This window comes from Paenibacillus sp. Paensp111 (genome assembly GCF_059492195.1).
Map to the genome: position 1 here is coordinate 3,344,304 of NZ_CP168527.1, position 20,926 is coordinate 3,365,229.

Sequence of the window (20,926 nt, forward strand, 5' to 3'; positions counted from 1 at the left end):
ATCAGCCCACCATATTCACTCGAACGTCTCCAACAAACACACTGACGACGAGCTTCACCTTGCGGCCTGCTTCCCCGTAGTGAGGAGAACTGGATTGTACATTACTGAGAAAGCCGCCCTGCTTCTCGTTCAGCACCTTCATATCCCCAATGAACGAGCTGGAGCTGACCGTAATGGCCACATCCATTTCATCAGGCATGAACACCTTCACATCACCGATAAATGCCGACACATTAATCTGGGTCTCCCCATAAGGGATCTGAGCCTTGGTAAGATCAATGACCGTATCGCCGATAAAATGAGAGACGTTCGTTGGCTTCAATTCGAAATAATCGCGTCCGATATGCACGTCACCGATGAAGCCGGACTTGTTAATCCGCTCATGGCCATTGTAGGAATTACCATAACTATGGTGACTCGCATTTCCTTTATTCTCCCACGGATTCATAGACGGCTGTGCAGGCGGCTTTTCTCCGAATTTCTCACCAAAGGCCTCATCCAGCGGAGACTTCATCTCCGGGTGAAACGGAGGCTGGGTTGGTGGATAGGGCGGATAAGGCGGCTCCGGAGGAAAGGGAGACTCGGAAGGGAACCGGTCCTTATGACGATTCCTGCGGCGTTCTCTATAGGCTGAGCCACCTCTCGGCTTGAACAGAATACACAGCCCCCCGAGAATTAGTGCAGCGGGAGCGAATAAGCGGAAGAACTCCCCTGGAGACAAATCAACCCAACCCAGATTTCTTCCGAGAAAATACATCCCGACCATAGTGACAATCAAGCCGCCAATAGCTGAAGAACCGTACCGTCTGCCGCTGAACACCTGCGATAGTCCAGCAAAAATTACGAATACCGGCCAAAAGGTAGAAAAAATATAACCGATGCTGATCTGCGTATAACCCAGCTGATTAAGCAGGAACAGCGAGCCGATTACGATAAGGATAAGCCCTCCTATATATCTGCCGAATGAACCACTTCTCATAAACTACGCCTCCAAATGATACAAACTTTAGCTTGACTTAAGTGTACAACAGGAGCGTTAGATCACAACAGCGGCGTGAGGTTGAACTTGGCCTCGGTCTCTAGACCGAGGGAGTTGGATTTTTTTACTAAATATATAGAATGGATTGTACTAAAAATAAAGAAGCTGCCCCATCTTAAAGATGGGACAGCTTCTTTGGCGCGGCGGATTAGCTGTTGTTGCGGCTGCGGCTTTGACGCTTGCTGCTTACAGAATTGTTGTTCATAGAGCCCAGTTTGTTTGAACTGTTGCTCTCTTCTGCAAACTCTGCATTGAATTTCTCATCCGGAGTCTGAGAGTTTGTGTGAGTCTGACCCTCAGCGTGAGAAGCTCTGGCCTTCTGGGCTACAGTATTCATGTTACCCGTCTCCACTGCAAACTCTGCATCGTATTTCTCATTCGGAGTAAGGGATTTACCTTGTCCACCCATGCTGCCTTGATTCATTTGATTGTTGCGTGGCATATTGTGTCACCTCCGTTTAATGATTGCAGGGTACCTAAGCACCCAGTCCATAGTATGGTTAAACGGATGATCTATTATGCACTTTCCCACACATTCACAGGAACCTCTTTGTTCACCTGCATCACTTGTCCGAGTTCCCTCAGCATCGCCTCGGTCAGTTTGCCCCGGCCGTGCTTCAACACTTGAACCTCAACCTTCTTCTTGCCCCATTCTTTGTACACCTGCTTGGTAGTGGAGAAATATAGGTCAATCTTCTTCCCTTTGATCGCCGACCCCTTGTCGGCTACAACTCCATATCCATAGCCGGGAATGTACAGAATGGTACCGATCGGGAACACCCTGAGATCAGCGGCGATGGTAGAGACGGTTCGTTTATCTCTTCGCACTTTAACGCCTGAGTACGTAATGCCGTACTGTGGGTGGTTCCTGCTCTTGCCTGTTGATTCAATGCCAGCAGTATATCCCGTTGCCATAACGGATACGGTTCTGAGCACGCGCTCGCCCTCAGGAGCAGCAAGAACAGCCGAAGCAGCACTGCTGCGGTTAGTCTGTCCGGATGATCCAGGCAGCTTCTTCTTCCGCTGGCCCTCCAATTTCCAGACCCGATCCCGTATCGAAGGAGCAACTACCCAACTTGGATGCAGTGCCGATTTGCTGCTGCTTTTAACAATAGGACTCTTCCTGCTGCTATCTTTCTTGCTATAGGATTCGCTAAATTCCAAAGCTTTGCTAACAAACCGTTCGAATAAGGATAACGGCTTGAACTCGCTTGCGTATATCGTGCTGTCGGGTAATACCAGACTGAATGTAATCATGGTTATCGTGAGTGTAACACTGAATTTTCTCCAAAAATAAATGCGGTGCATATGAATACCTCCCCCTTATTCGAGAGGTTCTCCAGATGCACCGCATTTTATACTTGCCTATATTTAATTTAACGAAAGTATTACAGCGATCCGGTGTAGGAGATTAACTCATCCTATATAACGTGGTTACGGATCTCTTCCTGCAGCAAAGCTACAGTCTCGTCAATCGTCTTGGCGCCAATATCCCCTTCGCCGCGCTTACGGACTGATACCGAAGCACTGTTCTTCTCGTTCTCACCGACGATGAACATGTACGGCACCTTTTCCAGCTGAGCTTCACGAATCTTGTATCCCAGCTTCTCGTTACGCAGGTCCGCTTCTACACGAATGCCGCTGGATTGCAGCTTCTCAATCACTTCACGTGCATAGTCGTCAAAAGCACCCGATACCGGAATAACCTTCGCCTGTACCGGAGACAACCATAGCGGTAGAGATCCCGCAAAATTCTCCAGCAGGAATGCGGTCATGCGCTCCATGGTACTGATGATCCCGCGGTGGATAACGACTGGACGGTGCTTCTGCCCGTCATCGCCTACATACTCCAGCTCGAACCGTTCAGGTAGCAAGAAGTCCAGCTGTACAGTGGACAACGTCTCTTCCTTACCGAGAGCCGTCTTGATCTGCACATCCAGCTTCGGACCATAGAAGGCCGCTTCGCCTTCCGCTTCAAAGAACGGAATATCCAGCGATTCCACAACCTCACGCAGCATGCGTTGAGACATTTCCCACATCTCGTCGTTCTGGAAGTACTTCTCGGTATCCTGAGGATCGCGGTAAGACAAGCGGAAACGGTAATCGCGAATGCCGAAGTCGTCGTACACGTGCTGGATCAGGCGAATTACGCGCGCGAACTCGTCCTTAATCTGATCCGGACGGCAGAAGATATGCGCATCGTTCAGGGTCATGGCACGAACACGGTGCAGCCCGGTCAGTGCGCCAGACATTTCATAGCGGTGCATCAGGCCCAGCTCAGCGATACGGACCGGAAGATCACGGTATGAACGCATATCGCTCTTATAGACCATCATATGGTGAGGGCAGTTCATCGGACGAAGAACAAGCTCTTCATTATCGAGAACCATCTTAGGGAACATGTCCTCTTGATAGTGTTCCCAGTGACCGGATGTTTTGTACAGCTCCACATTTCCCATTACCGGTGTGTATACGTGCTGGTAGCCGAGTCTTTCTTCCAGGTCAACAATATAACGCTCCAGCGTACGGCGCAGCTTCGCTCCGTTCGGCAGCCAGATCGGCAGACCCTGCCCGACAAGGTTCGAGAAGGTGAAGATCTTCAGCTCTTTGCCAAGCTTGCGGTGATCGCGCTTCTTCGCTTCTTCCAGCAGGTGGAGGTGGTTATCCAGCTCCGCCTTCTTCACGAATGCGGTACCGTAGATCCGCTGCAGCATTTTGTTCTTGCTGTTCCCGCGCCAGTAAGCCCCAGCTACGCTGAGCAGCTTGAATACTTTGATCTTGCCGGTGGAAGGTACGTGAGGACCACGGCACAGATCGAAGAACTCGCCTTGATCATAAATTGTGATAATGCTGTCTTCCGGAAGATCCCGGATCAGTTCCAGCTTATAAGGATCTTCAAGCTCTGCAAAAATATCCAGAGCTTCCTGACGGCTCACCTCACGGCGGGTAATCGGCAGATTCTCCCCTATGATGCGCTCCATTTCTTTCTCGATCTTCTGCAGATCTTCAGGATTAAGCGGGTGTTCAAGATCCATATCATAATAGAAGCCGTCCTCAATAACCGGCCCGATTCCAAGCTTAACTTCCTTATTGCCGAATAGACGCTTTACCGCCTGGGCCAGCAAGTGGGCCGAGCTGTGGCGCATCATCTCAAGACCATCCTGGGAATCCAGGGTAATAATCTCAATTTGAGCTCCTTCAACCAGCTTCGTATTCAGATCAACAACTTGTCCGTTCAGCTTACCTCCCACAGCGTTCTTGCGCAGACCGCTGCTGATGGATGCTGCCACATCTTCAAACGTACTGCCTTCGGCATACTCCCGTACGGAGCCGTCCGGCAATTTAATGGATACTGCCATGTTCATCTTCCTCCTCCAAAATAATCCGGTTCCTCATAGAAGCGGACAACAAAAAACACCCGCCCCCGAAAAGGGACGAGTGTGTAATAACCCGTGGTTCCACCCTAATTTGACTCACACTGCGGTTAACACATACACTCCACAGCTGAAGTCCTTCATTAGCATTCTGTAACGTGAATGATCCGGCGGTTCTTACTGAATTCGAATCGAAGATCCGAGCGTTCAGAGCCGCAGCTACAAAGGGGTAGAATAAAGTCGAAGCGGAGGAAATTTCAGCCGGGGTTCCTCTCTCTGCACGTTCCGTTGTACCTTATTCCATGTCTTTATCATGGCTGTTCCTGAGATAACAATTTCTTCAGCTATTATATCGTTACGAATGAAGACCAGTCAAGGTGTACAGCCCTTTTTATCCATGATCAAGCCCCTTACGGTCTCTGGTCCCCTGCTTGCGTTCTCCTTCCGCGAAAGCCTTGCAGCGCGGACAGTATTCACACATTTCGATACGTTCTCCGAAAATTTGCCGTATTGTCGAAATGATCTGCACCTCCGGCTCCCGGGTATGCACGATGATTCGTCCAGGGGACAACGAGATGAGCGAGCTCACAATAACATCTTCAAGTTCAAGCTCATTATCGGCGATTCGGGCTACGACCCCTTCCACTACGGCGGCTTCGAGCGGCATCATGTGCTCGTTGTATATCGTAAATTCACTGCCACCCTTATGCATCAAGTGAACAACGCCAATCTGTGTCTCCTGAAAATGCACAAAATATTTCAGCAACCCGATAAATTCCTCATACTGCTTATCGAGCAAAAACTCATCGACCACGTAATCCAGCGTCTCCCGGATTTGATCTCGGTACTCCTTCATCCGAAAAGTCATAAAGCCATCCAAATTCAGTTCGGCACCCTCTTCAAGAACATAACGAATGTGCACCGCAAGCTGCCCGCAGCGCCGATTCCGAACATCTATCCCCTCGATCTCCGGGCTGAGTAAATGAAGGCAGGAATCCACAATTCCTGCCAGATCCTGTTCCCCTGTAAAGTCATATTCCCTGGAGACCAGCCGTCTTACTATGTCCGCTTCCTTTTCCGCAATGATGTACTCAGCAAGTGCATAAGACAGCTTCTCCCGAATGGTAATGGAGCGCTTGGCAAAGCTGTAGGCGGTCTCATCGCCTTCAAATACCGCACTTACCCTATCGCCTTGGGTAGCGAAGCTCAATTTAAACTCTGATTTGTCTCTATGTAAACCGTTAAACTTACGCCGGATAAAACGGGCGAACCGGTCTGCCTCTTTCTTGCTTCCCGCAGCAGTGGTTACCACACAGAACTCCATGGCCTTGCCTCCTTCCCTTCTCTCTCCAAAGTATATGGTGAGACCAGGGAGGATATACGGGAGGGACATATGGAAAAGAATGCAGGGAAAGCGGGACAAAACCTCTATACCATTAAAACAGCGCTCATTCCCACAACCCTCCCAAAAGAGGATTAGTGATGAACAAGCGCTGCTGAGTTTGAAATATAAATTAATAATTAGTTCTGCATAACAAAGTCATTCTCGACATTCGCGCTCTCATCATCGAACACGCGAAGAATGTCATAACGGGTATTCCGCTGCGCAGGAATCTTGCCGGCTTCGCGGATGAGCTTCAGGATCGAGCCGATGTTCACTTTGTGCGTAGCACCTGCGGACGAGACCACGTTCTCTTCGATCATCGTACTGCCGAAGTCATTGCAGCCATATTGAAGGGAGAGCTTGCCGACCTCCGGTCCCATCGTTACCCAGGAGGACTGGAAGTTCTTGATATTGTCCAGCGTGATCCGACTGATCGCTACCGTCTTCAGATACTCCTCAGGAGTCTGACGATCCAGCTTCAGGTTCGTATTATCCGGCTGGAAGGTCCACGGAATGAAGGCCAGGAAGCCTTCAGAATCGTAGCCATTCTGGATGCATTCATCCTGGGCGTCACGTACACGGTGCAGATGCAGCGCGCGTTCCTCCATCGTCTCACCAAGGCCGATAACCATGGTAGCTGTAGTGTTCATACCGACCTTATGGGCTGTCTTCATGACATCCATCCAGTCTGTCCATGAGCCCTTAAGACGGCTGATCTTGCGCCGTGTCCGGTCATCCAGAATTTCGGCTCCGCCGCCCGGCAGGGAATCAAGACCCGCTTCGTGAATCTGACGTACAACCTGTTCGAGGGTAAGCCCATCCGAGACAACAACCATCTTCTGAATCTCCGCCGGGGAGAACGAGTGCATCGTAATCTCCGGGAAGCGCTGCTTGATCCCGCGCAGCAGATCCGTATAATAGCTGAACGGCAGGTTCGGGTTCGTCCCGCCCTGCATCAGAATTTCGGTACCGCCCACATCCATCGTCTCCTGGATCTTCTGGAAGATCACTTCATCCGGGAGTACATATCCCTCTTCCGAACCCGGTCTGCGGTAAAAGGCGCAGAATCGGCAGTACACATCACATACGTTCGTATAGTTAATATTCCGCCCAATCACAAAGGTAGCGATAGGATCGGGATGCATGCGGTTCATGAGAATATTGGCGGTATGCCCCATCTTCTCAACTTCATTGGATTCAAATAGAGCCGTAGTATCCTCAACCGTAAGGCGTTCGCCCTGAAGTGCTTTATTCAAAATTGAGTCTATCATACAGAACCTCCTAGCAAGAGTCTGGTAATTATATTCATTATTTCATCGTAACATACCCGCCCAAGAAAAACAGCACCCGAAACGCCCGGGTGCTTATCCTAAATCAAGGAATTTGAACATTTATTGAACTAAGGTTCAGTGAAACATTGCATGTGCCTCTTACAAATTAGCTGTTCTGAAGCGCCTGCTCCAGATCCGCAATCAGATCATCAATATCCTCCAGACCGACTGAGAAGCGCAGCAGCCCATCCGTAATTCCGCGCTCGGCACGCACTTCAGCTGGCATGGACGCATGAGACATCATAGCCGGATACGATAAAATACTTTCCACAGCGCCCAGGCTCACCGCCACGAGCGGCAGCTTCACGCGGCTGAGCAGCTGCTTCGCACGCTCGCCGGAACCCACGTCGAAGGATACGACCGCGCCATAGCCGGTCGACTGCTTCTCCTGCACTTCCCGGCCCGGATGCTCCGGCAGGCCGGGGTAATATACAGCGCCGATGTCATCCCGGCTGCTGAGCCAACCTGCGAGCTTGCGCGCGCTGATCTCGCTGTGCGCCATGCGCGCAGCCAGCGTCTTCATGCCGCGCATAAGCAGCCATGAATCCTGGGCACCGAGCACCGTGCCCAGACCATTTTGCAGATACTTGAGCTGCTTCGCAAGCTCTTCGCTGCCTGTAACGGCAAGGCCGGCCAGCACATCACTATGGCCCCCAAGGAACTTGGTCGCACTGTGCAGCACAATATCCACACCCAGCTCAAGCGGACGCTGGTAATAAGGGGTCATGAACGTATTGTCGACAATGCTCAGCAGGCCCTTTTCCTTGGCCCACTCCGCCACTGCTCCGATATCCGTGATCTTTAACGTTGGATTCGATGGCGTCTCCATATATACGGCTTTGGTGTTCGGCTTCAATGCAGCCTTAACTGCCTCCAGATCCGTCATATCGACGAACGTCGTCTCAATATTCATTCGGCTGAGGATGGTAGTCAGCAGCCGGTATGTACCGCCGTATACATCTTCTGTCACGATGATATGATCCCCTGCCGAGAGCAGCATGAAGGTCGATGAGATCGCAGACATCCCAGTGGAGTAGGCAAAGCCGCGAACCCCGCCTTCAAGCACAGCAATATAGTCTTCTAGTGCTTGACGAGTTGGGTTGCCCGACCGGCTGTAATCATGAACCGGAGGATTAAAGATATCATGATGATGGAAAGTAGAGGCCTGGTAGATCGGCACACTGGATGCCCCGGTAGCCTCGTCCACTTCCGTTCCGAAATGCAGCAGCTTCGTATCGAATTTCCGTTCTTGTCCGCTCATTATCCTTGTCCTCCTTCAATTTCGGCCCGTGCCGCCTCGATAGCCTGATCCAGATCGGCAATTAGATCATCCACATGCTCCACTCCGACCGAGAAGCGAAGCAGACGATCGTCCACGCCCACCGCTTCACGAATCTCAAGCGGAATATCCGCGTGGGTCTGAATAGCCGGATAGGTCATCAGCGATTCCACGCCGCCCAGGCTCTCCGCGAAGGCGATCAGATTCAAGCTGCGCAGGATCGGCTCCACGAACTTGGCATCACGCACCTTGAAGGAGAAGATCCCCGTGTTGCCGCTCGATTGTCTGCTCTGAATAGCATAGCCAGGGTGATCCGGCAGCCCCGGATGGAAGACTTCGGCGATCTCCGGATGAGCATCCAGATGCTTCGCAATCGCCAGCGCATTGCTCTCATGGCGGTCCATGCGAAGCGCAAGGGTTTTCATGCCGCGCATTAATTGGTAGGAATCTGTAGGGCCCAGAACGGCACCGATCGAGTTATGCAAGAAAGCGATCTCGTCGGACAGCTCTTTCCCTTTCGTTACAATCAGACCTGCCAGCACATCATTGTGACCACCCAGGTACTTACTCGCACTATGAATGACAATATCCGCTCCAAGCTCAAGCGGCCGCTGGAAATACGGAGTCATCAGCGTATTGTCCACAACGCTCAGGATCCCATGCCGCTTGGCCCAAGTACAGACAGCCTCGATATCCGTAATCATCATTAGAGGGTTGGTCGGGGTCTCAATAATCAGCGCCTTGGTGTTCGGCTGGCGGACCTGCTCGAGCGCATCAAGATCATTCGTATCTACGTAAGATGCGGTGATTCCGTATTTGCCTAGAATCCGTTCGATTAACCGGTAGGTTCCGCCATAAAGGTCGAGAGACACAATCAGATGATCCCCTTGCGCGAACAGCGTGAAGATGGTCTGAAGAGCCGCCATACCTGAACTGCAGGCAAAACCGGCGTCCCCGGATTCCAGCGCAGCTGCCGCATCCTCCAGCACTTTCCGTGTTGGACTCTTCGTACGGGAATAATCAAAGCCCGTGCTCTGGCCAAGACGCGGATGGCGAAAAGCTGTAGCCTGGTAGATCGGATAATTCACCGCACCGGTGACAGGCTCTTCCACCGAGCCAATTTGTGCTAGCCTGCTCTCAATATGAAGCTTTTGATCTGACATATACTTGAACAACCCCCTAATTTAGATGTGATAGATATATTCAGCGTTCTCTTCCATATCGTAAGGTGTTTCTTGATACACATAGTAATTGAGCCAATTGGAAAATAATAAGTTAGCATGCGCCCGCCAGGTTGAAGGCGGCGTACGTGTCGGATCATCCTTAGGAAAGTAGTTGACCGGAAGCGCAACTTCAAGGCCCCGGCTCACATCGCGATCATACTCCCACTTGAGGGATAACGGATCATATTCCGAGTGACCGGTCACGAAAATCTGCTTTCCGTCTTTGGTGGCCACAAGATAAATCCCCGAATCCTCGGATTCAGCTAGAATTTCGAGATCCTGCTTGTTCTCAATATCCTCTCTGCGCACAGAGGTATGACGGGAATGCGGTACATAGAACAGCTCGTCGAATCCGCGCAGCAGCTTAACATTAGGAATATTAATCGTGTGCGGGAACACCCCGAAGCATTTATCTGGCAGCGCGATCTTCGGCACTCCAAAGTGGTGATACAGTCCAGCCTGGGAACCCCAACATATATGAAGCGTTGAAGTGACGTTAGTCTTCGTCCAATCAAAGATCTCCTTCAGCTCCTCCCAGTAATTGACTTCTTCGAAATCCATCTGTTCAACAGGAGCTCCGGTAATGATCATTCCATCGAAGCGGTGCTTCTTGATCTCATCGAACGTCTTGTAGAACATCTCCAAGTGCTGGGCCGAGGTATTCTTGGAGGTATGGGAACGCGGATGAAGCAGAACGATCTCCACCTGTAGAGGAGTATTCCCCAGCAGCCGCAAGATTTGCGATTCTGTAGTCTCCTTAGTAGGCATCAAATTAAGGATCGCGATTCGCAGCGGACGGATATCCTGTTCATAAGCACGGCTTTCGTCCATCACGAAGATGTTCTCGTTCACAAGCACTTCCTTGGCGGGCAGGCTGTCAGGTATTTTGATTGGCATTTGTGTTCACTCCTTTTTGGTATGAGTGCGATTTCCTATTGGCAAAAGCGGGTGCATACAGAAAATGACCCTTCTCACACATAGAGAAAGGTCATATCGGTTATATATATGCGCCTCTCTCATCTCTCAGAGACCCAGGCTCTCTAACGTCTGCCTGTAGTTCTGCAAGAATTAGCACCGTGCGATCGCTCGCCGGTTGCCGGGTTTCATCGGGCTGGTCCCTCCACCTACTCTTGATAAGAATTCGCGTATGAAGTTAATATTTCATAGAAGAAATTATAATTTCCCTGCAACTACTGTATAGCATAACCGGGCTCTTCGTCAAGAATCCGGTGATATTTTTCATACTGAGAATACTGCACCTCCCCGCCCCTTGCGCCATATGTTATCCCATGACTCGTCAAGGGACTTTTTCCTTGAAAATTTTCATACCGCGGCGTTATACTAGACGAGTGTTACAAGCCCAGAACCGAAGAGGTGAAGTTAGAAATGGAAGGCGACCCGAGTAGTCCGCAGAGCTATGCCCCTGCAGAACAACTGCATAGAAGACAAATCAGCAGGACACTTGCGGGAGGAAGGGGCTCTTTCGTTTCCCGGTGCCATTACTGCCTTGACTTATGGTAATGCTCCGGCTGCTGATTTCTTTTCTGTGCTCTTATGAGAATGAACTGATGTAATGAACAGTGCATTCACATAACCCAAGAGCATATCCCTTCAGACGAAGGGTAAAGGAGTGAAATCAGATGAAAATTCGCCATGTTAACGCCGGTGTATTCACTGTGGTGGAAGATTTGGAGCTTACCCTTACGCCGCCGGCGGAAGGATTCTACTGGATCGATGCTGACGCCGAGGACCTTGCGCTGCTGCAGCCGGCTTTTGCCCTGCATGATCTTGCAGTGGAGGACTGTCTGACAGAAGAGGAACAGCGTCCGAAGATTGAAATTTATGATAATCATTATTTCATTGTAGTGAACAGTATTCGTTTTGATGATGAAGAGATATTCCTGCGTGCACTCAGCATGTTCCTGGGACGGCATTATATTATAACGGTAACCAAGCAGAAGATCAGCGAGCTTAGAGCTATTAAGCCTATACTTTGGGAGCAGGAAGTGAACGAACCTGACCGGTTCCTCTACCTGCTGATTGACCTCGTGGTCGATAATTACTTCCTGGTCGGAGACCGGATCGAAGATAAGATCGAGAAGCTGGAGGAGGACATTCTGGTTCATACCAAGCGTTCTCATCTGAATGAGATTATTGGTCTGCGAAGCGAGATTCTGTGGCTGAAGAAGATGCTGGGTCCGCAAAAGGAAGTTATCAATATTCTTAATAAGAAGGATCTGCGGCTCATTGACGATCAATTGCAGAAGTATTTCAGCGACATTTACGAGAATGCTGTGAAAATTTCCGAGAACTTTGACACCTTCCGAGAGCTGATGGGCAACTTGCGAGAAGCCTATCAGTCCAGTATCGCCAACCGCGCCAACGAAATCATGCGTGTATTTACCGCTATTACAACTATCTTCATTCCGCTGACCCTGATTACAGGCATTTACGGGATGAACTTCGATAATATGCCAGAGCTGCATGGCAGATACAGTTATTTTATTGTGATCGGGATTATGATCACTTTAGGTTTTGGCATGTTCTATATTTTCCGCAAAAAAGACTGGATTTGAGCTCACCGCTCTATCCCAGATCAGATAAAGGACGAAACGATCCCCTGCCTTGCCGGCAGCTGGAGAGCTTCGTCCTTTCTCATTTCTAACCGGCGCTCCGCACGCCAGAGCCCATCCGCCGGTAACGGATGCGGATCAGCCGCAGCTGCTCGTACATCTTCTCCACATTGCACTCAAGCGGAAGCTCTGCTCCATATACCCGCTGAAGGACGGGCTTAAGAAAGGTATCGCCCAGTTCCTCATATGCCTGCCAGATGGCCGTCTGCTCTGCCTCCGGGACCTCCTTTAGCTCTGCAAGCAGCAGCGTCTCCAGTTCATACCCATCCTTCTCCAGATCTTCAAGCAGCTCTACAGTCTCACGCCGGTCAAGCCCTGTCCGCCTGCACATCTCCTCTACATCACCGCCTTCTGCGATCGCTTCAAGCATGACCCTGCGCAGGCCGAACTTCTCCATCTCCATTCTGTACTTGACTTCCTTCTGCTTGTAGAGCCAGGAGCGGAAGTCTTCTTCATCCAGTGTTCCCTCCACCCAGTTCAGCGGGAAAATGAACGAACGCTCGCCCTGCTGTGTCAGTTCAAGCAGCTCATCTCCATACTCCGCAGACTTAGATTCACCTACACCCGGCAGCTGCAGCAGCTCCTCGCGTGTCCTTGGCTGAAACACACTGATCAGCCTAAGCAGACGGTTGCTGGCAATTAGATAAGGGGCCTTGCGTTCTGCAGAAGCGCGTCTGCGCCGCCACGCGCTAAGCTCGGTGAATAACGTCTCGTTCGGATTGAGTTCACTATAGAATACGAGCTTTTGGGCTAGAATAGCCTTGCCTTTCCCTTCCTCTTTCTCATGGAACATCCCGTCTATCACCGGTCTGAATCCTTCTCCAAGCTTCACTGCCAACCGGTGACGATACACATGAAGCATCTCGGACCAGGATTCCCCCTCATACCACAGGGTCTCTGCCTCATCATCTGCGGTCAGCTCGTTCCAGCCCATTCTCCATACGCCCTCATCCTCGCCTATCCATACCTGTGCTCCGCTTGGTATTTGTTCACCCGACTTCTTCTCCATACTGTTAAGAAATATGATCCGCATTAGGCAGCACCTCCTATAAATCAGCACACAAAAAAGCACCTCTCCGGCTTATCGCCAAAGAGGTGCTTCCCCATTCGTATACTGTTATCCTTATCATACCTTATTCTGGAAGAAAGTCAAATATAAGTGTATTCTGCCTGGCGACCCTTTTCCTGATATAATAGGAATAACTTAAGACAGTTTAGGAGGCACTATCTATATGACGTTCTCTGAAAAGGATCTGGATTTCCTGTCCGATTCCACCGAGCAAACATCTACCCGCTTTATCACATTTATCGGCCATTCCATGAAGCGATTCGATCTGGCCATTACAACAACGAACCGCTTCTACGGGAAGAAGCTGGTTACCGATTTACAGGCAGGCAAGACGGCCATCCTGGGCTCCGACGATCTGGATGAAGAAGGTTATCTCGAACGTGTCTACAGTCTGGATGAAGAAGAAGGCGATGAGCTGCGCGGATTCCTGTATCAGGTGCTCGGCGAGCCGCATTTCACAGATTGAATCAGGTGTACAAGATGGTGTACGAAGCGGGGATCTCCCCCGCTTTCTTTATTGGAATGCATTATTGGACAGCCTTAACAAGCTTTGTTATATCTTCGGCCCATCGTAATCCGTGACAATGAATCAGGCTCGCAGTCATGTTCCTTTTTCCTTACAATTAAGACTGCTCTCTCCCCATTCGTGTATGCTATTTAGCCAAAACTTGTGCCTAGAGTACTCTTTACAGGTAAATTCGGGTCTGCTAGAATGTCTACATTAATTGTCAACCAATTAATTATATCAGGTTAACAATATACATAGCGAGGGAGAACTGCCGGATGAAGACCATGATCGCTAATCAGTTAGGCTGGATATCGCTTGCCGAGAAGGCACTGAATGGGGAACTGATTACATTAGAGGAAGGACTGTCTGTACTTGAAGCGGACTCGGAAGAAGTACTGCCGATTATGCATGCGGCGTTCCAGGTCAGACGCCATTATTATGGCAAGAAGGTCAAGCTTAATATGATCATCAATGCCAAAAGCGGACTTTGTCCCGAGGACTGCGGCTACTGCTCGCAATCGATTGTCTCCACTGCACCGGTCCAGAAGTATACCCTCCTGGACAAGGAGACGCTGCTTGCCGGAGCGAGAGAAGCCATGCAGCGCAAAGCAGGAACCTACTGCATCGTGGCTGCTGGAAGGGGACCGACCGAGAAAGAGCTAGATCAAGTGGTGGACGCGGTCAAGGAGATCCGCGATACGATGCCCCTCAAGATCTGTGCCTGCCTCGGCATTCTGAAGGACGATCAGGCAAGGCGCCTTGCCGATGCAGGCGTGCATCGATACAACCACAATTTGAATACGAGTAAGTCCAACTATTCATCCATTACCACCACCCATACCTATGAGCAGCGGGTCCACACGGTGGACAAGGTCAAAGCTTACGGAATGTCTCCCTGCTCCGGAGTTATCATTGGCATGGGTGAAACCGATCAGGAAATTGTTGAAATGGCTTATGCGCTTCGCGAACTGGACGCGGACTCCATACCCATTAACTTTTTGAATGCCATTCCCGGGACACCTCTTGAAAATGCAGGCCGCACGCCTGCGATGAAGGCGCTCAAAGTGCTTGCGCTGTTCCGGTTGATCTGTCCGTCCAAGGAGATCCGGGTAGCCGGGGGCCGGGAGGTTAACCTTCGCTCTCTCCAGCCCCTGGCCCTGTATGCAGCCAATTCCATCTTCGTGGGTGATTATTTGACAACGGAGGGTCAGGATATTACCGCGGATCACCAGATCATTGAGGATTTGGGGTTTGAGATTGAACTGAATGCCCTCTAGAGTGGTGCGAATGAGATGAGCAGGACTTTTCTTAAGAACTCTATTTGCTAAGGACTACTATAAGGTCGTCGCAATTAGTCTCTCTTGATCTCTCTTGATCTCTCTTGATCTCTCTTGATCTCTCTTGATCTCCCTTAATTACTTTAATCAATTCACTCTCAGTTACCACACACTACAAGTCAATCATACAAGCTCTGCTCCCGCTTTCTCCTCACTCATTCCCGCTCCGCAGCCGATCTGGTGAACAGCAGCAGCACAAAAGACATGAGGACCATGAGCCCGGCCCACAGCCAGGCTGAGTTCAGATCATTGGTGTCTACAGCGATATATATCGCTGTAGGCAGAGTCTGGGTTCTGCCGGGAATATTCCCGGCCAGCATCAGGGTGGCTCCGAATTCACCCAGGCTTCTGGTGAATGCCAGTATGAATGCCGTGAGCAGTGAGCGGCGTGCCAGCGGCAAGGTGACAAAGCGGAGGAGCTGAAACTCCGACGCTCCCATCGAGCGCCCTACGGCAAGAAGATCGCGGTCAATCGAGGTGAACCCTGCCTTGATAGTCTGATAAGCGAGGGGAAAGGCAACCACGGCTGCAGCAATGACTGCAGCCCCCCAAGTGAAGACGATCGGCATGTGGAAGAGCATCTCGAACACCTGCCCCACCCAGCTTCGCCGTCCAAATATGACAAGCAGCAGGAAACCGACAACCGTAGGAGGAAGCACAAGGGGAAGCATGAAGAAGGTCTCTATCACGGTGAGGCCCGGAAATGCCCGAATAGTCATTCGCCATCCCGCCCATATGGCACAGATAAAAGCGGCAATTCCCGCAAGCACGGATACCTTCAAAGAAAGAGTAACGGGCGACCAAAAATCTAGGGTATTCATCATCATTTATTCAACCGCATAAAAGATGACTTGGTCCCGGGAAGCCTCTTCACAGGCTCGTCCCTGTCTGACCAGCTCGATCAGATGGGCCAGGGCTTCTGACATGGCAAACCGCATCTGATGAATTCCAAGCTTGCTTCCAAACAGTGCTGTACAGACTTCAAAACAGGAACGCGGCCGTTCCTTCAGCAAGCCCTCAATGATCCCCAGACGCTCTTCATGATGGAGCAGAAGTGCCTCGAGCCGTTCCCTGAAATAATCAAACGGATGCCGGTGGCCGGGATAGGCAAAGTCCACTGCATAACCAGCCAGCTTCAGCATGGCATCGGTGTAGGACTGCAGTGGCTGCGGGTCACTTCCCGGCAGGAAGCTGATGTTCGGGGAGATTTGCGGAAGAACTGCATCCCCGCACAGTATGGTTCGGCTCTGTGCTTGATAGAACGAGATGTGACCGGGAGCATGTCCGCCCGTCTCAATAGGGAGCCACAATCGGTCTCCCATTTCCAGCGGCGTCCCCTCATCTATATAGGATACGAGCGGCTCGGGTGTCACTTGGGGCAGGAAGCCCGCCAAGTGTCCGGATAGCTGCCCGGTCCATTCCGGCGGCATACCATGAACCTGATATAATGCAGGCAGCTCCTCGTTGATCAAGCTTCCGCTGCCCCACATGAATTTGGTCTCTGCGTGTGCACGGCGTGACATCCAGACGCTGGCCCCCGTATAGGACTGGATATGACCGGCCAGACCATAATGATCGGGATGATGGTGAGTCACCACCACCGAGGTAATATCGTCCCTCTTAAGGCCAAGTTCGTTCCATATTTCCTTCCATTCCAAAATGCTGGTCTCGGTCTTGGGTCCTGGATCCACAATTGTTATTCCGTTACTACCGCGAAGAATATAGCTGTTCACCCACCGCAGCGGCGGGGCCATTGAGATCTTCACCTGAATGATGCCATCTTCCCATTGTTTAATTTCGGACATGCCTCTTCAACCTCAGCTTCCTCACAGAATCATACGAGGTGAATGTTCAGGCTCGTATTCTTCTTCTCGATTACCTATATAACGCTCCTTATTTTACCTTCTTTCCCCTCTGAACTCAAAGCAAAACATAGGACCTTATGTACTCCATATATAAACAGCCGGGTTCAAATGAACCCGGCTGCTCTCCATTGCTTTAATTATTTAGTTGTACCGGCAGCAGCTGATCCCGATTTCTTATCCAGGGTGTTCACAATCTTTGCCTTGGCTTTAACCTCTTGAAGCCAGGCTGGCTGCAGCTGGCTTACCTGCTGGGACTCCAGGCCGTCACGAATCTGATCTTTGCGTTCTTCAAAAGTAGCTGTGTGGGCTTCCTTGCGGTCCGTCAATTTCAGGATCTGGAAGCCGGACTGCGACTCCACTACCCCACTAAGCTCGTCCTTCTTAAGCTTGAACGCAGCGTCTACCACCGCTGGGTCCTGCTGACCTTTAGCGAAGAAGCCCAGATCGCCGCCTTTAGCTTTGGTAGCTGTGTCCGTAGATTTCTCCTTGGCGAGAGCTGCAAAATCACTTCCGCCCTTCAGCTGCTTAAGAATATCGTCCGCTTCAGCTTTGGTAGCCACTGTAATGCTTGATACGCGGACTTGCTCCGGTGTATTCAAGGACTCTTTGTTCTGGTCAAAGAACGACTTAACTTCTTCATCAGTCACTTTAATTTTGGAGCTGAGCAGCTTTCTCATTTCAAGCTGCTTAACCACTAATTTATTTAGATCCTCTTGGGTCATGCTGTTCTGTTGAAGTGCCGCATCCAAGCCTTCCTTAGAACCATATTGCTGTTCGAGATAACTAATTTCTTTTTTGATATCGGCGTCAGTGATCTTAATATTAGCTTTAGTCACTTCCTGCTTCATCAGCTCATCGTTAATCATTTCGTCCAGAGTCTGCGCTCCACCTGCTTTGACCAGCTCGTCATACAGCTTGTCCTTGGAGATCTCTACCCCGTTGACTGTTGCAACTGGTCCGTTATCCGACGTGCCTTTGCCTGTTAGTGGCTTCACCAGAAGAATAACCAGCGCAACAGCCAGAATCAAGGAGATGACCATCCAGATCAGGCTTTGTCTCTTCGCAGCCGTAACCGCCGGGTTACCGCCTGCACTTTGTTCAGTTACATACGCCATCTTGTCAGGCGATGAATAAGCTGCAGGTTCCTGAGCAAAGGTCTGCGGCGCAGCAGCCGTAGCCTCTTCCTTTACCTCCGTGTTCTCTTTCTCTGCGTCCGGGCTTACCCCTTGTCCCAAATCCTTCTGATCTTTGTCTTCCATGCGAATAATTGACTCCCCTCTAATGCTTGTTTAATTTCACTTTACCAGAAACGCTACTTGTTAACCTTAACAAATCATAAAAAAACCTGATTAAATTTTAAGGAACCCTTAATAAAACCCTAAAGTCCTACTCTCTAGAGATGAACTTCATTTTTGTTTGGGCCGTAAAAAGAGTAAAATAGAACTATACCCTATTTTAGGAGGATACGAATGACTACAGATTATAAAGCTTACTTCGAAAGCCTGCGTGAGCAGCACCTGGATCAACTGAAAGAGCTGCTTACCATACCCAGTATCTCCGCACTTTCCGAACACAAACCGGATGTGGCCAAAGCCGCCTCCTGGATAGCCGATGCGCTTAGAACAGCTGGACTTGAACATGTAGAGGTTCATCAAACGAAGGGACATCCGATTATTTATGCCGATCATCTTCATGCACCCGGCAAACCCACCGTTCTGATCTATGGACACTATGATGTTCAGCCTGTGGACCCCCTTCATCTGTGGGAGACTCCGCCATTTGAACCTAGCATTCGGGACGGTAAGCTGTATGCCCGCGGAGCCACTGATGACAAAGGCCAGCTCTTCCTGCATATCAAGGCGGTTGAAGCCCTGTTAAGCCAGGAATCCGCGCTGCCGGTGAATGTCAAGTTCTGTATTGAAGGAGAAGAAGAGGTATCAAGCCCCAATCTTCCTCTGTTCCTTGAAGACAACCAAGAGAAGCTTGCCGCTGATGTGGTGCTCATCTCGGACACATCGCTGATCGAGAAGGGCAAACCGGCTATCAGTACAGGACTCCGTGGATTGTGCTCCCTTGAAGTGTCTGTACATACTGCGAATACGGATCTGCATTCCGGTACCTTTGGAGGCGGTGTACCTAACGCTCTTCACGCCCTGGTCTCGCTGCTCGCTTCGCTCCATGATGAACAGGGCCGCATTGCAGTAGAAGGCTTTTATAAAGGGGTGCCTGAGCTCTCCAGTGAGATGAGAGAAGAGTTCGCGAAGCAGAACTTCAACGAAGAAGGACTCCGGACAGATCTGGGGCTTGATACCCTGTACGGGGAAGCTGGATATTCCTTCGTTGAACGAACAGGCGCACGGCCAACCCTTGAACTGAATGGGGTATACGGCGGATTCCAGGGTGAAGGCTCCAAGACGGTAATTCCGAAGGAAGCCCATGCCAAGATTACTTGCCGGCTTGTCGGCGATCAGGATCCGCAGGATATGCTGGACAAGATCGAGCGTCATCTTCAATCCCACATCCAGCCCGGTGCGAAGGTAGTAGTGAAGCAGATGGAGAAAGCTTTTGCCTTCAATATCGATCCTTCCCATCCGATGCTGCAGAAAGCAGCCGAAGCCTACGAGCGGGTATACGGTACACGCGCACTCTTCACAAAAGACGGCGGCTCGATTCCGATCGTAGCCACTCTGTCCCGGGTTCTCTCCGCTCCAGCGGTCATGATGGGCTTTGGTCTGCCGGACGAGAATCTTCATGCGCCGAATGAGCATTTCAACCTTGAGAACTTTGATAAAGGACTTCTTACCCTCGTTGAGTATTTGAAGCTGATTTAAGACGCGTTCGAAGGATGAATTCCATACAAGGAATACAAAGAAGCCATCCAGGCCTATCTCCTTAAGGAGATTACCTGGATGGCTTCTTTGCTTGCATCCTGAGGATCAAGCAGCTTCTATTCCAATACTTCGGTCTTGAATACATTGTCGACCTTCGCGCCAAGTCTCTTCTTGAGTGGGACCTTGATGTCTCTTCCCAGCTCATTAAAGAAGGTACTGACTTCACATTTCACATTCTCAGCAATTAATGTAATGCATCCATCCTCAGCTATGTTCCGGTTATCCTCGGCCGGAACTGAGACCTGGATGTCATACTTCTTCATGAGTGTGCGGATGTATCTCGCAAATATCTCAAGTAACTCCTCATTGTTGAAATTCTCGATTGCGATTTTTCCCTTGTTCGTGAAATTCAAATTCACTTTCACTTGTCTTCCCCCTTTTCTGTTAAACCACTTATGGTATTCGTACCAACCAGTTGAATGTAGGGTCACAAAGAAAAGGCTGCCGTCCTGACTTTTGAAAACTCACTTAATGGCTCTGCTATATATCATACCTCTTTTTCGAGGTAAATTCATGCTTTCCCAAATATTTCTTCAATAAAGCGCATTCATACTGCGTTAAACATAACAAAAAGCCTTCTCGGGTTCCCCTGCGGTATCCGTCGAGAAGGCTCATGCTTCATGCCGGGTGAAGCACCCTCAAATCTTTAGTTCCCCAAGCTTAATCAGCTCGACTACTGCCTGTGCACGACCTTTGACGTTGAGTTTCTGCATGACATTTGAGATGTGGTTTCGCACCGTCTTCTCACTGATAAACAGCTGCCCGGCAATATCACGCGTCGTTTTATCCTGCACGAGCAGTTCGAAAACTTCCCGCTCACGATGTGTTAATAAGAATTTACTGTTGCGATCGCTGCCCTTCAAAATGTGTCACCCCTCCTTGCTCGGGTTTTGTGGTTTAACAAGCAAGGGATACAGTCAAGACATATTATGAATGGGGTATGCAGAAGGTGCGGTGCATAGGGAAAAATGGGCATATCCGGCGGGGCAAGCC

At 50.2% G+C, this 20,926-nt stretch carries 19 protein-coding genes and 1 riboswitch; of the genes, 4 read left to right on the forward strand and 15 right to left on the reverse strand.

Translation table 11 applies throughout. The features are described 5' to 3' along the window. Position 1 precedes the first annotated feature (1 nt). From liaF to metA, 9 genes are all read right to left on the reverse strand, one after another. Positions 2 to 979, reverse strand: coding sequence for a cell wall-active antibiotics response protein LiaF (liaF, locus tag ACEN86_RS15695; RefSeq protein WP_495631510.1), 978 nt, complete (start codon positions 977 to 979; stop codon positions 2 to 4). 208 nt (positions 980 to 1,187) lie between these two features. Continuing rightward, the gene (locus ACEN86_RS15700; protein WP_495631511.1) at positions 1,188 to 1,481 is read right to left on the reverse strand and encodes a hypothetical protein; all 294 of its coding nucleotides are present in this window, start codon (positions 1,479 to 1,481) and stop codon (positions 1,188 to 1,190) included. Between the two features lie 74 nt (positions 1,482 to 1,555). Continuing rightward, positions 1,556 to 2,095: a 3D domain-containing protein gene (locus ACEN86_RS15705; protein ID WP_495634322.1), complete on the reverse strand. Its 540-nt coding sequence runs from the start codon at positions 2,093 to 2,095 to the stop codon at positions 1,556 to 1,558. 365 nt (positions 2,096 to 2,460) lie between these two features. Continuing rightward, the gene (gene thrS / locus ACEN86_RS15710) at positions 2,461 to 4,398 is read right to left on the reverse strand and encodes a threonine--tRNA ligase (RefSeq protein WP_495631512.1); all 1,938 of its coding nucleotides are present in this window, start codon (positions 4,396 to 4,398) and stop codon (positions 2,461 to 2,463) included. A 406-nt stretch (positions 4,399 to 4,804) separates the two neighbouring features. Then, a complete protein-coding gene (locus ACEN86_RS15715) occupies positions 4,805 to 5,737 on the reverse strand; it encodes a putative sporulation protein YtxC (RefSeq protein WP_495631513.1) in 933 nt (310 codons plus the stop codon). Between the two features lie 197 nt (positions 5,738 to 5,934). Next, positions 5,935 to 7,068 (reverse strand): cyclic dehypoxanthinyl futalosine synthase, encoded by a 1,134-nt coding sequence (gene mqnC / locus ACEN86_RS15720; protein ID WP_495631514.1) that lies wholly within the window; start codon positions 7,066 to 7,068, stop codon positions 5,935 to 5,937. A 166-nt stretch (positions 7,069 to 7,234) separates the two neighbouring features. After that, positions 7,235 to 8,389, reverse strand: a complete 1,155-nt coding sequence (locus ACEN86_RS15725) for a trans-sulfuration enzyme family protein (protein WP_495631515.1) — start codon at positions 8,387 to 8,389, stop codon at positions 7,235 to 7,237. After that, the gene (locus tag ACEN86_RS15730) at positions 8,389 to 9,570 is read right to left on the reverse strand and encodes an aminotransferase class I/II-fold pyridoxal phosphate-dependent enzyme (protein WP_495631516.1); all 1,182 of its coding nucleotides are present in this window, start codon (positions 9,568 to 9,570) and stop codon (positions 8,389 to 8,391) included. Before ACEN86_RS15730 ends, ACEN86_RS15725 begins: the two co-directional genes overlap by 1 nt. A gap of 21 nt (positions 9,571 to 9,591) precedes the next feature. Beyond that, positions 9,592 to 10,527 (reverse strand): homoserine O-acetyltransferase MetA, encoded by a 936-nt coding sequence (metA, locus tag ACEN86_RS15735; protein WP_495631517.1) that lies wholly within the window; start codon positions 10,525 to 10,527, stop codon positions 9,592 to 9,594. Positions 10,528 to 10,643: 116 nt separating this feature from the next. Next, positions 10,644 to 10,770, reverse strand: a riboswitch (SAM riboswitch). Positions 10,771 to 11,270: 500 nt separating this feature from the next. Between metA and corA the strand changes: the two genes are divergently transcribed. After that, positions 11,271 to 12,206, forward strand: a complete 936-nt coding sequence (gene corA, locus ACEN86_RS15740; protein ID WP_495631518.1) for a magnesium/cobalt transporter CorA — start codon at positions 11,271 to 11,273, stop codon at positions 12,204 to 12,206. A gap of 85 nt (positions 12,207 to 12,291) precedes the next feature. Here the strand turns inward: corA and ACEN86_RS15745 are convergent, their stop codons facing one another. After that, positions 12,292 to 13,296 (reverse strand): HRDC domain-containing protein, encoded by a 1,005-nt coding sequence (locus ACEN86_RS15745; RefSeq protein WP_495631519.1) that lies wholly within the window; start codon positions 13,294 to 13,296, stop codon positions 12,292 to 12,294. 199 nt (positions 13,297 to 13,495) lie between these two features. On the opposite strand from ACEN86_RS15745, the gene ACEN86_RS15750 reads away from it, so the two are divergent. Both ACEN86_RS15750 and bioB read left to right on the forward strand, forming a co-directional pair. Beyond that, positions 13,496 to 13,798 (forward strand): DUF3055 domain-containing protein, encoded by a 303-nt coding sequence (locus tag ACEN86_RS15750; protein ID WP_495631520.1) that lies wholly within the window; start codon positions 13,496 to 13,498, stop codon positions 13,796 to 13,798. 326 nt (positions 13,799 to 14,124) lie between these two features. Continuing rightward, positions 14,125 to 15,117: a biotin synthase BioB gene (bioB, locus tag ACEN86_RS15755; RefSeq protein ID WP_495634323.1), complete on the forward strand. Its 993-nt coding sequence runs from the start codon at positions 14,125 to 14,127 to the stop codon at positions 15,115 to 15,117. Between the two features lie 215 nt (positions 15,118 to 15,332). Here the strand turns inward: bioB and modB are convergent, their stop codons facing one another. From modB to ACEN86_RS15770, 3 genes are all read right to left on the reverse strand, one after another. Continuing rightward, positions 15,333 to 16,004, reverse strand: a complete 672-nt coding sequence (modB, locus tag ACEN86_RS15760) for a molybdate ABC transporter permease subunit (protein WP_495631521.1) — start codon at positions 16,002 to 16,004, stop codon at positions 15,333 to 15,335. Continuing rightward, positions 16,005 to 16,982, reverse strand: a complete 978-nt coding sequence (locus ACEN86_RS15765; protein ID WP_495631522.1) for an MBL fold metallo-hydrolase — start codon at positions 16,980 to 16,982, stop codon at positions 16,005 to 16,007. A gap of 197 nt (positions 16,983 to 17,179) precedes the next feature. Further along, on the reverse strand, positions 17,180 to 18,301 hold the full coding sequence (locus ACEN86_RS15770) for a foldase protein PrsA (RefSeq protein ID WP_495631523.1): 1,122 nt from the start codon (positions 18,299 to 18,301) through the stop codon (positions 17,180 to 17,182). Positions 18,302 to 18,511: 210 nt separating this feature from the next. Here ACEN86_RS15770 and ACEN86_RS15775 point away from each other — a divergent pair, with 210 nt between their 5' ends. Continuing rightward, on the forward strand, positions 18,512 to 19,873 hold the full coding sequence (locus ACEN86_RS15775) for a dipeptidase (RefSeq protein WP_495631524.1): 1,362 nt from the start codon (positions 18,512 to 18,514) through the stop codon (positions 19,871 to 19,873). A 116-nt stretch (positions 19,874 to 19,989) separates the two neighbouring features. Here the strand turns inward: ACEN86_RS15775 and ACEN86_RS15780 are convergent, their stop codons facing one another. Together ACEN86_RS15780 and ACEN86_RS15785 are read right to left on the reverse strand one after the other, a co-directional pair. Further along, a complete protein-coding gene (locus ACEN86_RS15780) occupies positions 19,990 to 20,298 on the reverse strand; it encodes a hypothetical protein (RefSeq protein ID WP_495631525.1) in 309 nt (102 codons plus the stop codon). A 273-nt stretch (positions 20,299 to 20,571) separates the two neighbouring features. Further along, positions 20,572 to 20,796, reverse strand: a complete 225-nt coding sequence (locus ACEN86_RS15785; protein WP_068620025.1) for a helix-turn-helix domain-containing protein — start codon at positions 20,794 to 20,796, stop codon at positions 20,572 to 20,574. Positions 20,797 to 20,926: the final 130 nt, after the last annotated feature.

Bases quoted from the DNA above. Each gene is read 5' to 3' on its own strand.
- liaF (WP_495631510.1), bottom strand. From the start codon at position 979: ATGAGAAGTGGTTCATTCGGCAGATATATAGGAGGGCTTATCCTTATC.
- ACEN86_RS15700 (WP_495631511.1), bottom strand. From the start codon at position 1,481: ATGCCACGCAACAATCAAATGAATCAAGGCAGCATGGGTGGACAAGGT.
- thrS (WP_495631512.1), bottom strand. From the start codon at position 4,398: ATGGCAGTATCCATTAAATTGCCGGACGGCTCCGTACGGGAGTATGCC.
- ACEN86_RS15715 (WP_495631513.1), bottom strand. From the start codon at position 5,737: ATGGAGTTCTGTGTGGTAACCACTGCTGCGGGAAGCAAGAAAGAGGCA.
- mqnC (WP_495631514.1), bottom strand. From the start codon at position 7,068: ATGATAGACTCAATTTTGAATAAAGCACTTCAGGGCGAACGCCTTACG.
- ACEN86_RS15725 (WP_495631515.1), bottom strand. From the start codon at position 8,389: ATGAGCGGACAAGAACGGAAATTCGATACGAAGCTGCTGCATTTCGGA.
- ACEN86_RS15730 (WP_495631516.1), bottom strand. From the start codon at position 9,570: ATGTCAGATCAAAAGCTTCATATTGAGAGCAGGCTAGCACAAATTGGC.
- metA (WP_495631517.1), bottom strand. From the start codon at position 10,527: ATGCCAATCAAAATACCTGACAGCCTGCCCGCCAAGGAAGTGCTTGTG.
- corA (WP_495631518.1), top strand. From the start codon at position 11,271: ATGAAAATTCGCCATGTTAACGCCGGTGTATTCACTGTGGTGGAAGAT.
- ACEN86_RS15745 (WP_495631519.1), bottom strand. From the start codon at position 13,296: ATGCGGATCATATTTCTTAACAGTATGGAGAAGAAGTCGGGTGAACAA.
- ACEN86_RS15750 (WP_495631520.1), top strand. From the start codon at position 13,496: ATGACGTTCTCTGAAAAGGATCTGGATTTCCTGTCCGATTCCACCGAG.
- bioB (WP_495634323.1), top strand. From the start codon at position 14,125: ATGATCGCTAATCAGTTAGGCTGGATATCGCTTGCCGAGAAGGCACTG.
- modB (WP_495631521.1), bottom strand. From the start codon at position 16,004: ATGATGATGAATACCCTAGATTTTTGGTCGCCCGTTACTCTTTCTTTG.
- ACEN86_RS15765 (WP_495631522.1), bottom strand. From the start codon at position 16,982: ATGTCCGAAATTAAACAATGGGAAGATGGCATCATTCAGGTGAAGATC.
- ACEN86_RS15770 (WP_495631523.1), bottom strand. From the start codon at position 18,301: ATGGAAGACAAAGATCAGAAGGATTTGGGACAAGGGGTAAGCCCGGAC.
- ACEN86_RS15775 (WP_495631524.1), top strand. From the start codon at position 18,512: ATGACTACAGATTATAAAGCTTACTTCGAAAGCCTGCGTGAGCAGCAC.